Origin of the sequence: Rhodococcus sp. NPDC058521 (genome assembly GCF_042719695.1) — a bacterium.
In the GTDB taxonomy this organism is placed as follows: Bacteria; Actinomycetota; Actinomycetes; order Mycobacteriales; family Mycobacteriaceae; genus Rhodococcus_F.
The window spans coordinates 87,570-108,114 of sequence record NZ_JBHXNL010000002.1; the positions used below are offsets into that span (position 1 = coordinate 87,570).

General features: G+C 63.0%; 15 protein-coding genes and 1 pseudogene. 10 read left to right on the plus strand and 6 right to left on the minus strand.

The window, feature by feature from the left end; all coding sequences use genetic code 11:
• Positions 1-144 precede the first annotated feature (144 nt).
• Complete coding sequence (locus tag ACFWO3_RS04540; RefSeq protein WP_378574244.1) at positions 145-999, plus strand: DNA adenine methylase; 855 nt, start codon at positions 145-147, stop codon at positions 997-999.
• Entirely contained in the window at positions 996-3,293 is a 2,298-nt protein-coding gene (locus ACFWO3_RS04545) for a DGQHR domain-containing protein (protein WP_378574246.1), read from the plus strand. Before ACFWO3_RS04540 ends, ACFWO3_RS04545 begins: the two co-directional genes overlap by 4 nt.
• 44 nt (positions 3,294-3,337) lie before the next feature.
• On the opposite strand, the gene ACFWO3_RS04550 is transcribed toward ACFWO3_RS04545, so the two are convergent.
• Entirely contained in the window at positions 3,338-5,044 is a 1,707-nt protein-coding gene (locus tag ACFWO3_RS04550; protein WP_378574970.1) for a VanW family protein, read from the minus strand.
• 792 nt (positions 5,045-5,836) lie between these two features.
• The gene (locus tag ACFWO3_RS04555; RefSeq protein ID WP_378574249.1) at positions 5,837-7,171 is read right to left on the minus strand and encodes an acetyl-CoA C-acetyltransferase; all 1,335 of its coding nucleotides are present in this window, start codon (positions 7,169-7,171) and stop codon (positions 5,837-5,839) included.
• Positions 7,172-7,300: 129 nt separating this feature from the next.
• Here ACFWO3_RS04555 and ACFWO3_RS04560 point away from each other — a divergent pair, with 129 nt between their 5' ends.
• The gene (locus ACFWO3_RS04560; protein ID WP_378574252.1) at positions 7,301-8,647 is read left to right on the plus strand and encodes a 3-oxoacyl-ACP reductase; all 1,347 of its coding nucleotides are present in this window, start codon (positions 7,301-7,303) and stop codon (positions 8,645-8,647) included.
• Positions 8,644-9,513 (plus strand): MaoC/PaaZ C-terminal domain-containing protein, encoded by an 870-nt coding sequence (locus ACFWO3_RS04565; RefSeq protein ID WP_378574254.1) that lies wholly within the window; start codon positions 8,644-8,646, stop codon positions 9,511-9,513. The genes ACFWO3_RS04560 and ACFWO3_RS04565 overlap by 4 nt, the downstream gene beginning before the upstream one ends.
• Before the next feature lie 96 nt (positions 9,514-9,609).
• Here ACFWO3_RS04565 and ACFWO3_RS04570 read toward each other — a convergent pair whose 3' ends face one another.
• The 3 genes from ACFWO3_RS04570 to ACFWO3_RS04580 all read right to left on the minus strand — a co-directional run bounded on the left by ACFWO3_RS04570 (position 9,610) and on the right by ACFWO3_RS04580 (position 11,781).
• Positions 9,610-10,197 carry a TetR/AcrR family transcriptional regulator gene (locus ACFWO3_RS04570; RefSeq protein ID WP_378574256.1) on the minus strand — a complete coding sequence of 196 codons (588 nt, stop codon included), beginning with the start codon at positions 10,195-10,197 and terminating at the stop codon, positions 9,610-9,612.
• Positions 10,198-10,282: 85 nt separating this feature from the next.
• Positions 10,283-10,555 carry a hypothetical protein gene (locus ACFWO3_RS04575; protein WP_378574258.1) on the minus strand — a complete coding sequence of 91 codons (273 nt, stop codon included), beginning with the start codon at positions 10,553-10,555 and terminating at the stop codon, positions 10,283-10,285.
• Between the two features lie 56 nt (positions 10,556-10,611).
• Positions 10,612-11,781: a glycoside hydrolase family 3 N-terminal domain-containing protein gene (locus tag ACFWO3_RS04580; protein WP_378574260.1), complete on the minus strand. Its 1,170-nt coding sequence runs from the start codon at positions 11,779-11,781 to the stop codon at positions 10,612-10,614.
• A gap of 107 nt (positions 11,782-11,888) precedes the next feature.
• Between ACFWO3_RS04580 and ACFWO3_RS04585 the strand changes: the two genes are divergently transcribed.
• The 3 genes from ACFWO3_RS04585 to ACFWO3_RS04595 all read left to right on the plus strand — a co-directional run bounded on the left by ACFWO3_RS04585 (position 11,889) and on the right by ACFWO3_RS04595 (position 16,953).
• Positions 11,889-12,356 (plus strand): universal stress protein, encoded by a 468-nt coding sequence (locus ACFWO3_RS04585; protein WP_378574262.1) that lies wholly within the window; start codon positions 11,889-11,891, stop codon positions 12,354-12,356.
• Positions 12,357-12,482: 126 nt separating this feature from the next.
• A complete protein-coding gene (locus ACFWO3_RS04590; RefSeq protein ID WP_378574264.1) occupies positions 12,483-12,656 on the plus strand; it encodes a DUF2613 domain-containing protein in 174 nt (57 codons plus the stop codon).
• Positions 12,637-16,953: an alpha-(1->3)-arabinofuranosyltransferase gene (locus ACFWO3_RS04595; protein ID WP_378574266.1), complete on the plus strand. Its 4,317-nt coding sequence runs from the start codon at positions 12,637-12,639 to the stop codon at positions 16,951-16,953. Before ACFWO3_RS04590 ends, ACFWO3_RS04595 begins: the two co-directional genes overlap by 20 nt.
• Positions 16,954-16,973: 20 nt before the next feature.
• On the opposite strand, the pseudogene ACFWO3_RS04600 reads toward ACFWO3_RS04595, so the two are convergent.
• Positions 16,974-18,035, minus strand: a pseudogene (locus ACFWO3_RS04600) (acyltransferase family protein); the annotation flags it as partial.
• Between the two features lie 179 nt (positions 18,036-18,214).
• On the opposite strand from ACFWO3_RS04600, the gene ACFWO3_RS04605 reads away from it, so the two are divergent.
• The 3 genes from ACFWO3_RS04605 (at position 18,215) to ACFWO3_RS04615 (ending at position 20,533) form a co-directional block, all read left to right on the plus strand.
• Positions 18,215-19,399 carry a DUF3068 domain-containing protein gene (locus ACFWO3_RS04605; protein ID WP_378574268.1) on the plus strand — a complete coding sequence of 395 codons (1,185 nt, stop codon included), beginning with the start codon at positions 18,215-18,217 and terminating at the stop codon, positions 19,397-19,399.
• A 103-nt stretch (positions 19,400-19,502) separates the two neighbouring features.
• A complete protein-coding gene (locus ACFWO3_RS04610; RefSeq protein WP_378574270.1) occupies positions 19,503-19,940 on the plus strand; it encodes a nuclear transport factor 2 family protein in 438 nt (145 codons plus the stop codon).
• The gene (locus tag ACFWO3_RS04615; protein ID WP_378574272.1) at positions 19,937-20,533 is read left to right on the plus strand and encodes a TetR/AcrR family transcriptional regulator; all 597 of its coding nucleotides are present in this window, start codon (positions 19,937-19,939) and stop codon (positions 20,531-20,533) included. Before ACFWO3_RS04610 ends, ACFWO3_RS04615 begins: the two co-directional genes overlap by 4 nt.
• Positions 20,534-20,545: the final 12 nt, after the last annotated feature.

Here is a 20,545-nt window from a genome sequence, read left to right on the forward strand (position 1 = left end):
CCCACACCCCTGCCATCCGCGACTGGTTACATCCGGACCGCCGATCTCTTCTCGCGTTCGCAGGCGGCGTGCCGCTCATCCACCGCCGAAGAGGTGACGGTATTCTCACAAAACACACGACTAGTTAGAGAAGCGGAGCTCATCGTGGTCGAATCGCAGAGTGCAGACACTCTTGAGACCAATCAAGGCCCAGTTGGGCCGTTTCTTCGTTGGGCCGGAGGTAAACGCTGGCTTGCATCTGAACTTATAGATCTCATTGGAGACACGCCCGTACGCAGCTATCATGAGCCCTTCGTTGGCGGCGGATCGATATTCTTTGCTTTGAATCCGAATGGGCCCGCCCATCTCTCCGACCTAAACAGTGACCTGATTACAGCATACATACAAGTGCGCGACAACCCATCTGCAGTCGCAGAGTTCCTTGCCGGGTACGAAAATACATCGGAATGCTATTATTCCACCCGGGCTGCAATTCCCAAAAATGATAGCCAGCTCGCAGCTAGATTCATATTTTTGAACCACACCTCCTTTAACGGAATATTCCGAGTAAATCTAAAAGGTGAATACAACGTACCATTCGGGAACCGCCGTTACCTAAACATCCCGGACGAGCCGGCGCTAAACCGCGCTAGCCAACGGCTCCAGAATGTCGAACTGCGTTCTCTTAGCTTCGCAAAGGCGCTCGACGACGTAAGCGAAGGCGATTTAGCTTTTCTTGATCCGCCATACACTGTCGCGCACAACAACAATGGATTCGTCAAGTATAACCAACAGTTATTCTCCTTTGAAGATCAGCGGCGGCTCGCAGAGTCAATTGAAGAAATAAAAGCCCGAGGCGGAAAGTATATCTTGACAAATGCAGCACACAAATCTATTGATGACCTCTTCTCGCCTCTCGGGCGAAAGATCTTGGTTTCCCGAAAGAGCGTCATCGGTGGCGTAAAAGCAAATCGCGGTCGAGTGGACGAGTACATCTTCACGAACATAGGTACCGAATGAGCGAGCACATCGAACTTCTTCCAGAATCCAAGATCCGACGAGAACTCACCCACCGGCGAAATACCTACGCCCGAGAGAAGATCCCCAACGCACGCCAGCCGGAGTACGAGAATAGCGGACACGGTTGGGTAGTTGATAAGAAGCTTACAAATGATGTATGGATGCGGCGACCCAAGAAGCACGATGTGGCCTTCGAAGATCACGTGTGGGCAATGTGCGCGCGTCTCGGATTTCATCAACTGAGCAAGGATAGGCATCTCCGCATCCCATACGGGAAGGGGAAAAACGAAAGTAAGCAAATAGACGTCCTAGCAGCAGACGACGAGACCGTACTTGTAATCGAATGCAAGTCGTCGGACAGTTCGCGACCTCGAACTGAAACTTTTAAAACTGAAATTGAAGCTATACAGGGGTATCGCCCAGGAATGATGAGGTACCTACGCGAACATTTTCCTGAGCAAAAGGTGAAATTCATCTTTGCTACCAATAACATTTATGCCAGCGACGACACGATTGGTCGTATAGAGAGCGCGGGAATCGCGCATCTCGATGAAGAGGCCGTGAGCTACTACCACGAGTTGGCTGATCACCTGGGTTCAGCGGCAAAATTTCAGCTTCTTGGAAACCTCTTTCACGGGCAAAAAATCTCGGCTATGGACACCACAGTCGCGGCCATCCGCGGCAAGATGGGTGGTTACACATACTACTCATTTGCGATCGAACCCGAGCGACTGCTTAAGCTTGCCTACGTTCTGCACCGAAATAATGCAAATACGCGCTGGATGCCCACCTATCAGCGCATAATCAAGAAATCTCGCCTCAGAAAGATTTCATCGTTCGTCGACAATGGCGGATTTTTTCCAAATTCACTGATCGTTAATATTGATCACGGCGGCAGAGCTCTCCGTTTCGATAGATCAGAAAAACAATCCGGCTCTACCGCAATCGGACTACTGCATCTGCCGTCAAAGTATCGATCCGCATATATTATTGATGGTCAGCACCGACTCTATGGTTATGCCCACTCTAGCCGTTCATCGACAGAACTTGTACCGGTCGTAGCGTTCGTTGATCTTCCGGGCTCAAAGCAGCTCGAAATGTTCATGGATATCAACGAGAACCAACAGTCAGTACCAAAGAACCTGCGACTAACACTTAAAGCGGATCTTGAGTGGGAGAGCTCAGATATGAAGCGGCAGGCCCAGGCACTTAAACTCAAGGTTTCTCAACTGCTCGGTGAGCAGAAGTCATCGCCCCTTCGTGGACGGGTGATCATCGGCGAGGAGAAGTCGAATGATCGTCTCTGCGTCAGCTTGGATGCCGTGAGTCGTGGGGTAGATCGTGGGAGATTCATTGGTGAATTCACCAGTACGGAGATGCGTACACCTGGATCCTTCTACCGGGGATCTATTGATAAGACTGTAGGACCGCTCACAGATTTCCTTGAACTCAGTTTCGGATACCTGCGTGACGAACTACCGTCGCAATGGAACACCGGCCGCGGCGACGGCGGGTTTGTCTTCACCAACGCTGGTGTAGAGGCGATCCTTCGCCTTCTTGGAGATTTGGTGGATTACCTCGTTGCGGACGGGCGAATCGATCCACGCAGTCAGAAGCCGAAGGATGTCTTCCTTCAGCTCATTCCGATTCTGGAACATTTGGTTAGATTCCTCAACAACCTCGACAATGAAGAGATCGCTAAATATCGGACTTGGCTTGGTAGCGGCGGCCCTACAAAGTACCTGCGGCAATTTCAACAGGAGATATCATCTATCCTCCCGGATTTCAGCCCTCACGGACTTTCCGAGTGGAAGCAAAATCAAGAGAAACAGTTCAATGTCGAATCTTACACAATGGTGAGTGATATTGAGTCATTCCTGAAAACAGATATAAGGCGCCGATTGGAGGATAAATTCGGACCCGATTGGTATCGATCAGGCGTGCCCCGCGCAATCTATCGAGATCGATCAGCCCAAGCCGCCGAGAAGCAGTACACGGCCGAGGCCGGGGTCACGGTGGAGTGGTGGGACTGCTTGTACATCGTCGACTACCAAAAGATAATGCAACATGGCGGCCACACGTTGTGGTATGAGCTATTTGACGAAGTATATACCTTACCGAGTGATAGAAAATCGTCGTGGCGAGAGAGAGCTGACTGGATAAATCGACTGAATCGAATACGCAACAAGGTGGCCCATAGCGCCAACAGCGAGGCCGTGACCGAAGACGAGTACGGGTGGCTTCAAACGCTGCATTCACACTTCGACCTCGGCGGAACCGGAAGAAATGATTGACTGTCCGGCGCCTCCGCCACCCGTCGTTGCTTCGCCTACAGCGGCTACTCGTCTTCGTCGTCTCTCGGAGCCGGTGCGGACGTGGTGGGCTCGTCGTTCTTCGGAGCATCCCCCCGCGGCCTATCCGCTGCCCCGGGTTCGTCGGCCTCCGGCTTCGAGGCTGCAGTCGGTGATTCGTCCCCACCGATGCACTTCACCGTCGGTACCGGGTCGTACTTCACGGTGCGGGTGTTTCGGGAGATCTCCGACCCCGAATTGTGATCGGTGATCACCCGGGTATCACTCGCTGTGAATCCCGGCGAACCCGTCGATGCGACACAGTGGTCTCCCGCCGGGAGCGTGACCGTGTCCGGCTGTGTCGGGTTGGTGCGATCGCCTGTTATCGAGTCGACGTCGACCGTCTTGGTACCCCAGATTCTGATCGTCAGCTCGGAGCTTCCACCGATCGCCTGGATCATCACGCCCGTCTTGGCGGGGTTCTTGAACTTCAGGTCGATGGCGCCTTCGAACACCGTCGCTTCACGTGCCTCCGGGTACCGGGAGATGTAATAGCTGTGCTCGGTGTGGTCCACGTCGTCCATACCCGCGAAGTACGCCGCGTTGTACAGAGTGGTCGCCACCTGGCTCACGCCGCCGCCGACGGCCTTGTCCGGCCTACCGTTGTTGATGATGCCCGACTCGACGTATCCCTGAGCGGTACCGCGGGTTCCGGTGTAACCGTTCAACGAGAACGTATCGCCCGGTTTGACGAGCGCACCGTTGATCTCGCTTGCAGCAAGCCTGATGTTGTGTCCCGAGGCATCGGAGAAGTCGCCGGTCGAGAACTCGCCGATCACCTCCTCGATACCGAGGCCGTGCGCGGCCTCCGTTGTGAGGGCAGGCGGAACAGGCCCGTATGCCGCATCGGTGTGATGCGTCCTGGTGAGGAGGTCCGGCAGGTTTTCCAGGGTCTTCGGCCAATCGACCAGATCTCCGACGACAGCCGGCACGACGGACGGAGAACCACCGTCCAACGTGACGGATGCGTCCTTCGGCTGCACTTCGGTGCCCACCAACTGCGGGGCCAGGATGCCGATGGCCGCATCGTTCGCGAACCGAGGTTCGAGACCTCCTTCGCCGTCCGGCGCGAAGCTCAGTACAGCACCCACCTGATCGCGCTGGAGGACCGCCTTGCTGTTGTCCCGGCCGTTCACGACCAGATCCGCGGACGCTGCCGGAACGGCGACCTCGGCCATTGCCTTGTCCACGGCCTCCTGCGTCACCGTCACGGGGGCTTGCTCCACGGGCAACTCGACCGTCTCCGCCACCACCCAGTTCTCGGCGAGAGCGTCTGCCGCCCCTTCGCCGTCCAGGTTCTGACCGGGACTCGGCGACACCGCTACCGGATCCACGCCTTCGAAGACGATGTTCCCCTCGCGAGTGGCGCGGTCGGTTTGAGGCCGAAGTTCGTCGATCGCGGCGCGCAGCGTCTGGTCGTCACGGGTGGATGCCACGCCCACCTCGTCCGTGGTGAAGAACGAAGCCACCCGCTTGAACGGGTTCAGTGGCTGCCCCTCCGCACGGTCGAGCGTCGCGGTCCAGTCGACGGCGAGTCCGGCGTCCGCCGGAACGATCTGCGCTTTCACATCACCGGCCTGCACCTGCACCGGATGCTCCGCTCGCGGATCCAGTTCCGAGTGCAGAGCTGTCTCGGCGTCGCCGCGGGATTCTCCGCCGATGTCGACGCCGGCCACCGTGACACCACGGGCCATGTTTCCCGAGGACACGGCCAGATCGGCGACGTATCCGACCGCCAGAACCGCGAAGACGCCACCCGCAATCAGCCCGACCTTCTTCCACGGCCGCCCCGATGCGGACGACTCTTCGCCGCCGGAGGTGGGTGGAACCGGTCGAACGGGGGGTTCGGCGCCGGTGTAACCCGGATTCGGGCCGCCTTCCTGGTTCTGGGCGAACACCGCAGTGGCCTCGTCCGGAGCACCGTGCGGCGGGTTCGGGGCCGCGGCGTAGGGCGCTTGCGGGCGCGTGTCCTGCGGCACCACGGGGATGAACTCGGTGGGCGTCTCGTCGGTAGCACTGTGCCGTCCGGCCGGTGGTGTCGTGGGCACTGCTTCCGTCGGCGCATCAGCATCGGCAGGATTGTGGAGATTCGGTGACAGTCGATCGCTATCCCGATCGTCTCTGCCGCCTTCGTGGTCGTTCACCGTTGGCCTCTCGCTGATTCGTGGTCATGCTGGGCCTTCGGACCGACGTCCACTCGTGTCGTCCACAGGTTGCACAAAGTTGCACGAACCCGGCCGCGTCGCGAGCCATTCTACTTAGAGAAACAGGAGCCCCGCGCTGCTGCCAGGTCGGGGGTCAGGCAGCAACACGGGGCTGACATGGATATCGCCAGCAAACCCTCAGCGTTACAACCACGAAAAAAAGATCTCGAAAATGATTCGGGGATCCGACCACCCCTCGTCGTCGGATCCCCGATCACGCTGCTTTCCGGCGTCTGCTTCGGTCACGGTGAAGACCGAGCAAACGCCGGGAAGAAGAGTTTTCTACCGCTCGATGATGGCGGTGACGCCCTGCCCACCTGCGGCGCAGATGGAGATCAGGCCGCGGCCCGAACCCTTCTCTGCCAGCATCTTCGCGAGCGAAGCGACGATGCGGCCACCGGTCGCGGCGAACGGGTGACCCGCTGCGAGCGAGGAACCGTTGACGTTGAGCTTGCTGCGGTCGATCGACCCGAGCGCTCCGTCGAGGCCCAGACGTTCCTTGCAGTACTCGTCCGACTCGAACGCCTGCAGTGTGGCGAGAACCACAGAAGCGAAGGCCTCGTGGATCTCGTAGTAGTCGAAGTCCTGAAGGGTGAGTCCGTTGCGCTTCAGCAGACGCGGGATGGCGTAGGTCGGGGCCATCAACAACCCGTCCTTGCCGTGCACGTAATCGACCGCAGCGGTCTCGGAGTCCACGAAGTGGGCGAGAACCGGGAGGTTGCGCTCGGCGGCCCATTCGTCGCTCGACAGCAGAACCGCGGAAGCGCCATCGGTGAGCGGGGTGGAGTTGCCGGCCGTCATGGTTGCGTCGCCGAGCTTGGTGCCGAACACCGGCTTGAGGGTCGACAGCTTCTCTACGGTCGAACCCGGACGCAGGTTGTCGTCGCGGGTCAGGCCCAGGAACGGGGTGATCAGGTCGTCGAAGAAGCCACGGTCGTAGGCGGCAGCCATGTTCTTGTGGCTCGCAGCGGCCAGTTCGTCCTGCGCCTCGCGCGCGATTCCGAATTCCTTGGCCGTGATCGCAGCGTGGTCACCCATCGACTTGCCGGTACGCGGCTCGCCGTTTCGCGGGATCTCGAGACCGAGCATCGAAGCGCGGACGTTGCCGAGCAGCTTGATGCGGTCGCCGGTGGACTTCGCCCGGTTGAGGGAGAGCAGGAACTCACGGAGATCGTCGTTGACACCGATCGGCGCATCGGACGTGGTGTCCACGCCGCCACCGATCGCGGCGTCGTAGCGACCTGCGGCGATGCCGTCTGCCACCGCGGTGATCGCCTGAAGGCCGGTTCCACATGCCTGCTGGATGTCGAAGGCAGGGGTGTACGGGCTCAGTGCGCTGCCGAGGACCGTCTCACGAACGAGATTGAAATCGCGGCTGTGCTTGAGGACCGCACCGGCCGCAACCATGCCGAGCTGCGCACCCTGCAGGTTGAAACGGCTGACCAGACCGTCGACGGTGGCCGTCAACATGTCCTGGTTGGAAGCCTGCGCGTACGCCTTGTCGGAGCGTGCGAACGGGATGCGGTTGCCGCCGACGATAGCGACGGGGCGCTGCTGCTTTCCGCCGGCCTTCGGTGCCGAAGCGGAGTTCGAGGTGGTACGAGCTTTGCTGGTCACTGACGTCTCCAAGGTCTGGTGCGATTACCTGTTGGCTACTATTCTTACTCAGGAGTAAGTTACTTGTCGACACCGCATTGGAAACAGTGCTCGGTGACTGACCGCCAAACGACGACAGAAGGTAGGACCGTGGCAGCCAGCAAGGGAGCTCCCGACCTCTATTCCCAGTTCCTCTCGTCCGGCCCGGGTGCGTTCATCGCATCCAAGGCCGGACTCCCCCGACCGGAGACGCTGCGCCGCTACAAGGCAGGTGAACCCGCACTCGCCGGCCCCGTGCTCATCGGCGGCGAAGGGCGCCTCGTCGAGCCGCTGCGCGCGATGCTCTCCGACTACCCCGCGGCACAGGCGCACGACGACAAGTTCGGTGCGCTCGTCTTCGATGCGACGGGAATCACCAAGGTCGAGGAACTCGACCAGCTGTACAAGTTCTTCCAGCCCGTCATCCGCAACCTGGCGCCCAGCGCCCGCGTCGTGGTCATCGGTACCACCCCGGACGAGACCTCGAGCGTCGACGAGCACATCGCTCAGCGCGCCCTCGAAGGCTTCACCCGCAGTGTAGGCAAGGAGGTCAAGCGCGGCGCCACGGCTCAGCTCGTGTACGTCTCGCCGAAGGCTTCTGCCGGCGTTTCCGGCCTCGAGTCGACCCTGCGCTTCCTGTTGTCGGCCAAGTCCGCTTTCGTGAGTGGCCAGGTCATCAATGTCGGCGCCGAGGATTCGACCGCACCCGAGAGCTGGGACAAGCCGCTCGACGGCAAGGTCGCCATCGTCACCGGCGCTGCCCGCGGCATCGGTGCCACCATCGCCGAGGTGCTCTCGCGTGACGGTGCGCATGTGATCTGCGCCGACATCCCGCAGGCCGGCGAGGCTCTGTCGGAGACCGCCAACAAGGTGGGCGGCACGTCCCTCGCACTCGATGTCACGGCAGACGACGCCGGGAAGGTTCTGTCCGACCACGTGCTCGAGCGTCACGGCGGCGCAGACATCATCGTGCACAACGCCGGCATCACCCGCGACAAGACTCTCGCCAACATGGACGAGTCGCGTTGGGACATGGTCATCGGCGTGAACCTCCTCGCCCCGCAGAAGATCACGGAGCACCTCGTCTCGACCGGCGCCCTCAAAGAGGGTGGCCGTGTCATCGACGTGTCCTCCATCGCGGGCATTGCGGGCAACCGCGGCCAGACCAACTACGGCACTTCCAAGGCCGGTGTCATCGGCGTCGTCCACGCGGAGGCTCCGGTTCTGGCGAAGAAGGCCATCACCATCAACGCGGTGGCACCGGGCTTCATCGAGACCGCGATGACGGCCGCGATTCCGTTCGCCACCCGTGAGGCTGGACGCCGCATGAGCTCGCTGCTTCAGGGCGGCGAGACCGTCGACGTCGCCGAGACCGTCGCGTACTTCGCGAGCCCCGCCTCGAACGCCGTCACCGGCCAGGTCGTCCGCGTCTGCGGCCAGAGCCTGCTGGGTGCATGATCGTGGGCAAGGTCGTCAAGCTCACGGAGAAGCCGAGCACACTCGACGTCTACACCGGCGCGGTTCGTAGCGCGTTGCCGGTCGTCGGCGCCAGCGGCGGGCGCAACCTGCCGTCGCAAACCCTGGAACTCGAAGGGGTTCGCGTCGATCCGGACAATCTGGCTGCATACGCCCGAGCCACCGGGCTGCGGTTCGGCGACACGCTGCCGCTCACGTACCCGTTCACCTTGGTGTTCCCCATCGTGATGAAGCTTATGGTGTCGAAGGACTTCCCCTTCGCCGCAATGGGTTCCGTGCACGCGGAGAACGTGATCGAGCAGTTCCGTCCGATCTCGGTGAGCGAGCCACTCGACATCGCCGTCCACGCTGAGAATCTGCGTGAGCACCGGAAGGGACTCCTGGTCGATCTGATCAGCGAGATTCGTGTCGGCCGGGAACTGGTGTGGCGACAGACGTCCACCTTCCTGAACCAGCAGAAGACGTCGCTTTCCGGTCAGCCCGGTCCCGAGCCCAAGCAGGACGAGGTTCCGCCTCCTCCGCTGCGCACCCAGCGGGTCGATCGGTCGATCATCGGCAAGTACGCGGCGGTCTCGGGCGATCGCAACCCGATCCACGTGTCGACCTTGGGCGCTAAGGCATTCGGGTTCCCGCGCACCATCGCTCACGGCATGTGGAGTGCGGCCACCGTGCTGGGTGCCGTGGAGGGGCGCATCCCGGATGCCGTCACCTACAGCGTGCGCTTCGGCAAGCCGATTCTGTTGCCGGCCACTCTGAACGTGTACGCGGATCGGTCCGACGAAGGGTGGGATCTCTCGATCAAGCACCCGAAGAAGGGCTACCCGCACCTCACGGCAACGTTGCAGTAGCTTCCGACACCGAAAAGGGGCCTGTCCTTCGCATTCGCGAACAGCAGGCCCCTTTTTCGCACATCTGCGAGGAGAGCCCTCTCAGACGGATTCGGACTACTTCTTGCCGGACAGGCCGCGCCAGGCGAGGGATTCGAGGAGGTCCACCGCGGTATCGACTTCGACGTCTCCACCGGCCACCCGGTCGGCAACCGCCTCACCGGCACCGACGAGAGCCGTTGCCATCAGACCGAAATCCTTCTGCCCCGGGTCTTTCGTACTCGACGACAGCAGTTGGGCGGTCAACTCCACCAAGCGGTCACGGCTCGACTGGACCTGCCCCATGAAGGCCTGCTGCCCGATGGCCTGTCGATACAGCACCATCCACGATTTACGGTGAGCCCCCACGAACCCGAGGAAGCTACTCAGTGCGACCCGCAGCTGTTCACGCGGCGACAGCGTGGGATCGCCCGCAGGGCCGAGGGCTTCGACGAATCGCAGCGCCTCACGTTGAATGCAGGCAGCGAACAGTTCGTCTTTCGACCCGTAGTACAGGTAGAGCATCGGTTTGGAGATCTCGGCCCTGGCCGCGATCACGTCCATCGAGGTCTCGTGGAAACCCCTGTCGGAGAACACGTCGACGGCAGCGTCGAGCATCTGCTGCTCACGTACCGCGCGCGGCAGTCTCTTGGTGCCGCCAGCCATATGTCCTCCAGACCTGATCGAAACGCCTATCTTACTCTACGGTAAGTAACGAAGGATCAGGACCGAAGCACCAAACCGGTTCGCGCTACACGTCCGCGTAGCCGCGATCGCGCTGCGCCTGCCGTTCGGGGGTCACAACAGCCCGGGGATCGAGGCAGTAAGCCTCCTGTTTCCACTCGAACGAGAACGTGCCCCAGTTCAGGCCCCACCCGTAGGGGCACTCGATCGGCTCGGCCGGGCACGAATGCCCTTCCTGGCACACTGCGGTGGTCGCCGACGCGGGCGTCGCGAAAGCAACGCTCCCCAGCGTCGACATGCCGAGCAGGCAGAGCGCAAGCATCGACCGACGTACGTTCATCGTGAAATTCCCCGAATGCTCGACATGGCCGACTTGTCTGTGTCGGCGCGTTCACACTAACAGGTGACGACACCCTTGGCGCGAGCCACGGCGACGACCGCCTCGTCGACACGTTCTTGCGGCAAACTTCCTGACGCAACAGCGCTTTCGAGATGGTCGAGTACACGGGGAACATCCTCGGCCGTCAACCACAACGCGACGTCCACGCCTGCCGCGAGTGCTGTCTCGACCGCCTGCGGGATGTCGTAGCGGTCCGTGATGGCCTTCATGCCACTGAGGTCGTCCGTGTAGATCGGACCCGTGAAGGGCTCGCCGCCGTACCCACCGCTACGCAACAGTTCGACCGCTTCGGGACTGATGCTGGCCGGAATTCCGGGCTGAGTAAGCCCGGGAACGTCGAGGTGGCCGAGCATCACGGCACCGCCGGCAGGAATCAGAGTGCGATAGGGAACGAGATCCTTCGTCTGCAGTTGATCGAGCGGGGGCGTCGTCACGGCGCCGGTGTGCGAATCACCGGAGCCCGAACCGTGGCCGGGGAAGTGCTTGAACACGGGTGTCACTCCCGCGTCGCGCATGCCTCTGGCATAGGCGGCCGCGTAGCGCGTCACGACCTCCGGATCGTCGGAGTACGAACGATCGCCGATGACCGAATCGTCCGGCTGACTGCTCACATCCACATCCGGCGCGAAGTTCACCGTGATGCCCAGGTCCTTCAATCCGCGCCCGCGCTCGAGCGCCATCTGGTAGGTCTGTTCCTCCGTCATGGTCTGCGCGGTCTCACGGGCAGAAGGGTCGGCGCCGAGCAGATCCTCGACTCGCGACACGCGCCCGCCCTCCTCGTCGATACTTACGGTCAACGGAAGGTCCGAGGCCGCAGCCACCTGCTGAACCTCACGGTTGGCGAGCATGGAGTCGTCTGTCCAACTGCCGACGAAGATCCCACCGACCTGCTCGTTCTGCACGACCCGCAACGCATCGGCCGTTCCGGTCACACCGACGTCGAGCAACTGGGCAAGTTTGCGCCGCAGCGGTAGCGAATCGACGGCCTCCTGGCCACACGCGGGCGCCGCCGCCTCTGCCGTGGATGCAGAGCTACCGGTAGCCGCGTCCGACGAGGACGCCGGCGAAGGGGAACTCGAGGGCGACGCCGTGCTCCCGTCGTCCGATGAGCAGCCGGCGACGAGGCCGGCGCAGGCCGCGAGAGCGAACGCAAACTTGAATCGCATGAAGACGACGGTAGTCGAGTCTTCCGAAGAGGACTTCGATCCAGTCTCGATCGCCCTGCCTCTTGGTAATCTGGGGGTGAACCGAAGCCCCTGACGAGGAGGTAGTGGTGGCCGCAGGTCTCATGCTCATCGCATACGACGGGTCCGACAATTCCAAGCGTGCCATCGAGTACGCGGGGCGCTTTCTCGCGTCGACCCGAGCCGTTGTCGTCACTGCATGGGAGCCGATGGTGCGCCAGGCAGCTCGGATGTCCGGACTGTCCGGCGTCATGCAACCCGAGTGGGCCCCGGACGACGAAGGTGAGGACGTCGCGTACACCGACGCGAAGGTCACGAACGACGAGGGCCTCGAGTTGGCCCGCAAGACCGGCATCGACGCGGAAGGTCGATGCGCCGAGTGCACGACGACCATCTGGACCGCAATCGTCGAAACCGCGGACGAACTCGACGTGGACATCATCGTGACGGGCACGCGTGGCACAACCGGGCTTCGCTCCCTGCTCCAGAGCAGCGTCGCCGACCACGTCCTGCGACACAGTCACCGACCCGTACTGATCGTTCCGCCGGGCAGGTGAAGGCCGGACAGTCCGGTCCTGACAACCGCGCGGGGCCGAACAAGTGATACCTTGGCCCGAGCAACTCGACTCGAGACCATGCGCGCAGCTCGCGCATGTCGACGGCATGACGGTGGGAGATCAGAGATGGCGAAGTTCCTTGTCCCCGGTGCAGCGAGCGCCGCGATCGGTGCCGTTGTCGGCGTGGTGGCCGTCGTCGGCGTCACTTTCGCCGCCCAGGACAACACTCGCCCGGAGATCGACCGCAGCGGCAACGCTGATTCGTCGGTCCTGAACCAGGTTGAATACGGCACCCGCTGAGGACGCCGGCTTCCCGAGTTCCCGTTCACTGTCACGGCGGTGGCTGTTCGGCGCTTCCGTCGTTGCGCTTCTTCTAGCTTTTCTCCAATCGCCCGGCCGTCTGGCCGCCGACACGAAGTACGACCTTTCCGAGAACCCACTCGGATTTCTGGCGCGCGCATCACATCAGTGGAGCACCCAGGCCCCCATGGGGCAGGTGCAGAATCAGGCCTACGGCTACTTCTTTCCGCACGGTCCGTTCTTCGCACTCGGTGATGTTCTCGGCCTGCCTGCCTGGATCACCCAGCGCCTGTGGTGGGCCCTGCTACTGGTCGCCGGTTTCTGGGGCGTGGTGCGACTGGCCGAGGCATTGGGCGTGGGCAGCCGGAGTTCCCGGATCATTGCGGCGGCCGCGTTCGCACTCTCGCCCCGAGTTCTGACCACACTCGGCTCGATCTCGTCGGAAACGCTTCCGATGATGTTGGCGCCGTGGGTGCTGCTTCCCGTCGTGATCGCACTCGATCACGACGGACGTGAATCTCTCCGCCGGTTGGCGGCACAGTCTGCGACGGCAGTGGCTCTGATGGGCGCCGTCAATGCGGTGGCGACCGGAGCCGCATGCCTCGTGGCGGGTCTGTGGTGGGTCGCGCACCGGCCCAATCGGCGATGGCTCGTGTTCAGCGCGTGGTGGTTTCCGTTCATCGGACTCGCCACGCTGTGGTGGATCGTCCCGTTGCTCCTGTTGGGCCGGGTGAGCCCACCGTTCCTCGACTACATCGAATCCGCCGGTGTAACCACCCAGTGGACCTCGCTGGCCGAGATCCTTCGTGGAACCGACAGCTGGACTCCGTTCGTCTCCCCCGAACGCATCGCCGGCGCAGTACTCGTCACCCAGCCGGCGGCCGTGGTCGCAACCGGTCTCATCGCCGCGGCCGGCATCGCCGGACTCTGCATGCGCGCAATGCCGGCACGAGGACGCCTCGCCCTGATTCTGCTGGTCGGTGTGGTCGGCCTTTCGGCAGGATACGTCGGCGAACTCGGATCGCCTTTCGCAGAACAGGTTCGACACTTCCTCGATTCCAGCGGTGCGCCACTGCGCAACGTGCACAAGCTCGAACCGCTGGTGCGGATACCTCTGGTCCTCGGACTCGCGCACCTGCTCGCCAAGGTGCCGCTGCCCGGCTCTGTTCCGTTCGCGCGTTGGCGCGGTGCCCTCGCCCATCCCGAACGCGAACCGATGGTCGCCGTCACCAGTCTTCTGATGGTCGCCCTGACACTTGCCACCTCGCTGGCCTGGACCGGCAAGCTCGCACCACGCGGAACGTACCCCGAGGTCCCGGAGTACTGGCACCAAGCCGCGCAGTGGCTCGACGAGAACGCCTCCGGTGACAGCCCGGACGGTTCGGATGCGCAACGGGCACTGGTGATCCCGGGTGCGCCCTTCGGCAGCCAGGTGTGGGGCCTGACCCGCGACGAACCTCTCCAGGCATTGGCGAGCACTCCATGGGCGGTCCGCGACGCGGTGCCGTTGACACCGCCGGGAACCATTCGCGCGATGGACTCGATTCAACGCCTCGTCACGGACGGCCGGCCCTCGGACGGTCTCGCTGCAACTCTCCTCGGGCAGGGCATCCACTACCTCGTGATGCGCAACGACCTCGATCCCGAGACGTCACGGTCCACCCGCCCGATGATGGCCCATCAGGCGATCGAGCGTTCGCCGGGAATAGAGCGGGTGGCCGAGTTCGGCGAGGACATCGGTCCGCGAAAGGTCGAGGGTCTGGTGTCGGACGGCGACCTCCGCCCACGGTATCCCGCAGTGCAGATCTACGAGGTCTCGATGCCCGACCGGTCGACGACCCCCAGCGGCCCCTACACCGTGAATCTCGCGGACACCCCTCGTGTTCAGGGTGGCCCCGAAACGATTCAACGGTTGAACGAGCGTGGATCACGTCCTGGCGCGGGGCCCGTTCTTCTGGCATCCGATGCCGAGCGTGCGGGCATTCCGGTGGACGCGGTGCGAGTCACCGACACACCGAGAAACCGTGAAACCGATTTCGGGCAGGTGGACAACCACAGCTCCGCACTCCGCACGCCCGAACAGTCACGCAGCACGCACAACCTCGTCCCCGACTATCCCGTCGAGGGCGCGCCGCTCGTGCAGGGCGAGTGGGAAGGCGGCGAGATCACCGTCTCGAGTTCCGCCTCCGATGCGACCCAACTCGGCGGCACCTCCCCCGCGAGCCGTCCGGCAGCAACGGTGGACGAGGACCCGGCGACCGGTTGGTTCAGCAACGGAATCGAACGGGCCCTCGGACAGTGGCTGCAGATCGACCTCGACAAACCGATCACCAGCGGATTGCTGCGCGTCACCACCAGCCCTGCCGCCATCGGCGCCCCGGTGCGTTGGCTCGAGATCAGTACCCCGAACGGCAGCACATCCGTGAAGGTCGACGAACCGGGTGAACCGACCGTCGTGTCCATCCCCGGTGGCGAGACGCCGTGGGTGCGCGTCACGGCGACACACACCGAAGACGGCTCGCCCGGAACACAATTCGGGATCAGCGAGGTGTCGGTCGAGGACTTCTCCGACAGCAACGACCCGCAAACCGTGCCCATTCGGTTCCGAACCGTCCTACCCGAGACTCCACCGGACGCCACCGTCACGGGTTGGGACCTCGCTCAGGAGTTGCCCGGCCGACCCAGCTGCGTGGAATCACCGAACCGGGTGCGCTGTTCGAACTCCTTCACACTCGCACCGGAAGAGGCCGGGATGTTCGACCGGACTCTCTCGGTACCCGAGCCCACCACGGTCACCCCCGAGCTGTGGGTTCGGGCCCGCTACGGCGAAGCGCTCGAAGAACTGCTCGCCGGGGCCGACCGGCCGTCTGCCCACGGCCGCAGCGACGTCGGCGATCTTCGAGGTTCCGCGTTCGCGGCAACCGACGGCGATCCCCGCACCACCTGGACCGCCCCGCAAGCCACGACTCGCGGCGGCGGAGCGAAACCCACGCTCACCATCGACCTTCCCGAACCGACGCGCGTCACGGGCCTCGACCTCACTCTCGGCAAAGGTCAGTTGCCCGCAGCACCGACCGGGGTCGCCGTCGATCTCGGAACCGGCCCCCAGGTCCGCAAAGTGGACGGCAGCGGTCCGATCGACCTGGATCCGGCCGTCACCGACAAGATCGTTCTGAGCATCGCCTCGTGGGAGGACCAGCTCGATCTCACAGCCCTCGGGTTCCCCCAGCTCCAACCCACCGGGATCGCAGAAGTGGGTGTCCTCGGGACCAACGGCGTGCCGCTGCCAGGATCGGGCGTGCTCCCGAAGGAAGAGGCGAACGGGCGAACCGTCACCATTCCGTGCTCGGACGGTCCCGTCGTGTCGGTGTCCGGGAAGCAGATTCGTACCAGCATCACCGCCACGGTCGGCGAGATCGCCGCCGGTGACCCGATTCCGGCCACCCCGTGCGGCAGCGACGAATCGGTGGCACTCGCCGGGGGACGACAAGACGTCGTGGTGTCCCCCTCCTCCGCCTTCTTCGTCGACCATCTGCGTCTGAACACCCCGGCAGCAATGCTCGAACCCGGTGGCGGCACCAACACCGAAGTGCCGACCACGGCCTGGAGCGAGAACCACCGGGAAGCCACCGTGGAGGCACGGGACGAAGACCAGTTGCTCGTCGTTCCCGAGAGCACCAACGTCGGCTGGGTGGCGACGGCCCCGGACGGCACGGAACTGACCCCTGTCGTCGTGGACGGGTGGCAGCAGGCCTGGGTCGTTCCGGCCGGCACCTCGGGGACGGTCACACTCGACTACCCGACGGACCGTTGGTACCGCCTCGGCATCTTCGGTGGTCTCGCACTACTCGTTCCACTGCTGCTCGCGGCCCTGATTCCCGGACGGCGCACCCGTGACAACGGTGCACCGGCGCGTGCCCTGCGCAGTGCGGTCGCCGGCTGGCTCGGGGTCTTCGCGGCATCGATCGTGGTGGCGGGCCCGGTGGGCGGCGCCAGCACCCTGGCGATCTCCGGGTTGGCCCTTGCCGTGGCACGATTCAAGGGTTCCGCGGTCGCTGCTCGGATGCTGGTCCTGCTTGCCGGGTCTGCGTCGGTGGCGGGAATCGCGATGCTGTCCACCGGACCGTGGCGCTCACGCAGTGGTTATGTGGGCCATTCGTTCCTGGTTCAGTTCCCGATGCTCGTTGCATTGGTCGCCGCCGGACTCGCCGTGATCCCTCTGTCGCGTTCGAGTTGGGTCGGCCGACTCTGCCAGCGTTTCACCGCACGTCGCGCGGGCTCTTCCACCAAGGCGTAGCTCGCCGATGCCACGGCGATGCTGAGTACGACGGTCAGCAGAAGCACGTAGCGGAAGTTCCCCGAGAACGGGGCGACGCCGAAGACCGGGAAGATGATCGCCAGGATCGGCAGGTGCCAGATGAAGATGCCGTAGGACCATCGTCCGATCGCGAGTGCAGGCCCACTGGCCAGCAAACGGTGGCCCGCCGATGATCCGGAGTCCGCGAGGATCAGCGGAGCCATCAACAGAAAGCTCATGACAGCCCCGAGAGCGATCTTGATTCCGAACTGCCAGGGCTCCGGGCGGACGAGCCCCTCGGGGCCGGCAAGGTCGGTCGCGGTCAGCGCGAACACCAGCAGAGCCCCGGCCAGCATCCACCACCGGTGCGCGGCCAGCCGATGCACGATTCCAGGCGGGCTCACCGCCAACTCCGCCAACAGCATCCCCGCAGCAAACCACGGCAGGTATCCGGGCAGCCAGTTGTCGTGGTGTGTGCCCTCCAATGCCGGAACCGGAACGAATGCCCAGGACAGGCACACGAGCGCCGCGCCCAGAATCATCGGGACCCGAAGGTGCGCCCGCTCGCCGCGCACCCGCATCAGGACCCAGGCCAGTAACGGAAGCACGAGATAGAAGGCCACCTCCACCGAGAGGCTCCACATCTGGGTCAATCCGGAGGTGAGGGTGAGGGGCACGAAAACCTGCACCAGCGCGAGGTTCGCCCACCAACTCCGGAAGCTCGCATTCGCCTCGGGGAGAAACGTGAGGACGATGGCCACCGCCGCCCAGTAGGCGGGCAGGATTCGGGTCGCCCGCGAAACCCAATACCGCATCATCGGCGTAGTTGTGCCCAATCCGCGCGCAACCGCAGCGTGTGACCGCCACAACAGAAATCCGGACAAGGCGAAGAAGAGAGCAACCGCGAGATCGAAGCGTCCGACGACCCTCCCCAGGATCGTGATGTTGGTCGCGCCGGTCTGAAATGCAACGTGGGTGACCAGAACACCCAGCGCCGCCACGCCACGCAATCCCTCGAGTGCGGGAACGAACCCTCGAACGACTGGCGCCGATCGAGGGGACGGGGCGGCAATACTGGTCATTCTCGATAGTGTGCCTTGCGTCGCTATGTGGACGAAAGCGACGGGGGATGGGGAAAATGTCGGCGCGAGACTGTTAGTGTTCTGCCTCACGTGGTGTCGATGTGGGCTCCATGCGATCGGCGCAGGCCTGTTGCCGGTGGGAAACCCCGATATCGACGAACTGAGTTAGGAGAGACAGCATGGCGGAGCGCTCAGGGCCGAGCCGGATTCTTGCTTGCATTCTGGTGGGCCTCGGTGCCTTCCTCTTGGTCGTCGCCATCCTCATTCCCACCTTCACGGTGGGGAAGCTGGCGAAGACGCCGTTGGACCTCGAAGTCACCACGGTGGCCGAGGGGACGGGAAGCGTGCTCAACTCTCAGGCTCTTCTCGCCGGTAAGGCAGAGGTCGACACCAACGTGCCGATCGTTGCACAACGGTATGTGACCACCGAAGAGCCGTCGGATTCGGACGTCATCACCGTCCAGGCAGGCCAGACTGTTCGACGCACCGACAAACAGGGCGACACCGGCCTGTTGTCTGCGACCGTCGACAAGGTCACAGCGGACCGTAAGACGTCGATGCCGGTCGACGATCCGGTCGGCACCATCCAGACCGAGCCGAACAAGCCTGCCGAGGAGTTGCCCCGCGACGGCCTGCAGTACAAGTTCCCGTTCGACGTAGAGCAGAAGTCCTACCCCTACTTCGATCTGAACGCACGTGCCACGCAGGACATCAACTTCGTCGAAGAGACGGAGATCAACGGCATGAAGGTGTATCACTTCAACCAAACGGTCGAGCCCGTCGATCTGTCCAAGGTCACGAAGTCGCCGAGCAACAAGCTTCAGCTTCCTGCCGAGACTTGGGGCGTTCCGGGTGGCACGCTGCCCATCACGATGACCCGCTACTACACCAACGTGCGCGACGTGTGGGTCGAGCCCGAGACGGGCGTGATCGTCAAGGGCCAGGAGCAGATCCACCAGTACTACGCACGCAACAAGGCGAAGCCCGAGGTCGACGTGCTGAAGGTCGATCTTCCGTTCAACGAGGAGACCATCGAGTTCCAGATCCAGCAGGCCCGCGACGGCATGGACAAGCTGTCCACGTTCGGACGGACCCTGCCGATCGTCGCCGGAATCTTGGGCGTCATCGCGTTGATCGCCGGCCTCGTGCTGGGACTTCGTGCTCGTGGAAGCGGAAATGGAAACGAGAACGAGCCCGCACCCGTCGACGGTGACTACCCCGACGATTCGGGCAGCGGATACGCAGCGGCCCCCGCCTCGGATCGTGACTGGACCACGGACCAGACCGAAGAGATTCGGGATTGGAACAGTGACCAGACGGAGGAGATCCCGATTCAGGATCCCCGTCGCGGCTACGACCAGTAGCAGCAAGAACCACACGAGGAAGGCCCCCGGATTTCGATCCGGGGGCCTTCCTCGTTGTCGGAGCCGGTCGCTTTTCATTACAACTTGTAACATAATCCGGAGCATGGATTCCTACACTTCGACAAACACCGATCAGGCAGAACCAGCCGAGGTCGTCGACAGCTTCTTCGCGGCCATCGAAGCGGGTCGGATCGAGGACGTTATCGCGCTGTTGGACCCGCAGGTTTCCTGGGAAGTTCCTGGGGATCCGAGCGCCGTTCCGTGGGTCGGCCACCGGGTCGGTCCAGAAGCGGTACGCGACTTCTATACCTGTCTCCTGGAAGAGACCGAACGCGAAGCATTCTCCTTCGGCCCTGTACTGACCGAGAACGAGCTCGTGCTTGTCCCCGGTAACTTCGCATACCGCTTCCCGCGTACATGCGGTTATTACTCCGGCGAGTTCGTGATTGCGTTCACGGTGCGAGAAGGCAGAATCCTTCGCTACCAAATGCACGAGGACAGCTTCGGGCTCGGCGTCGCATACGAAGGGCGCGGACATTGAACACCGGAAGCAAGCGTGGATCCGGACGACCCCGAAAACCGGAGGTCGACGCCCGCATCCACGACGCGACCATTTCGGTGCTGACCGATGTTGGATACGGTCGCCTCAGCTACGAGCTGGTGGCCGACGCCGCAGATGTCTCGCGACCGACGCTCTATCGACGAGCCGCCGGTAAGGCCGCGTTGGTGGTGGCCGCGCTGATCGACCGATACGGGGTCTCTCCGGTACCCGACACCGGCACTGTGCACGGCGATCTGCTCGCACTTCAGGAGCATCAGATTCGCTTCTACAACGACCCGGTCATCGGTGCGGCTCTACCCGGGCTGCTGGCGGACATACGACAGGATCAGTCGGCGGCGCAGACCTGGGTAGAAGGGTTCGTGTCTCCACGTCGCGCCGGGACCGTCGCGGCGCTACGCCGAGCAAAAGCACGAGGTGAGATCGAGCCCGACACGGACGAAGACTGGGTGTGCGAGGTCATCACGGGCCCGTTGATCAGTTCCGCCTTCCTCACCGGCCCGAGGCCGCTGCCGGAGGAACGGGCCGCGGATACCGTCGAGTTGGTCATGAAGGCGTTCGGTCGGACGTCGTAACTCGTACGTGCA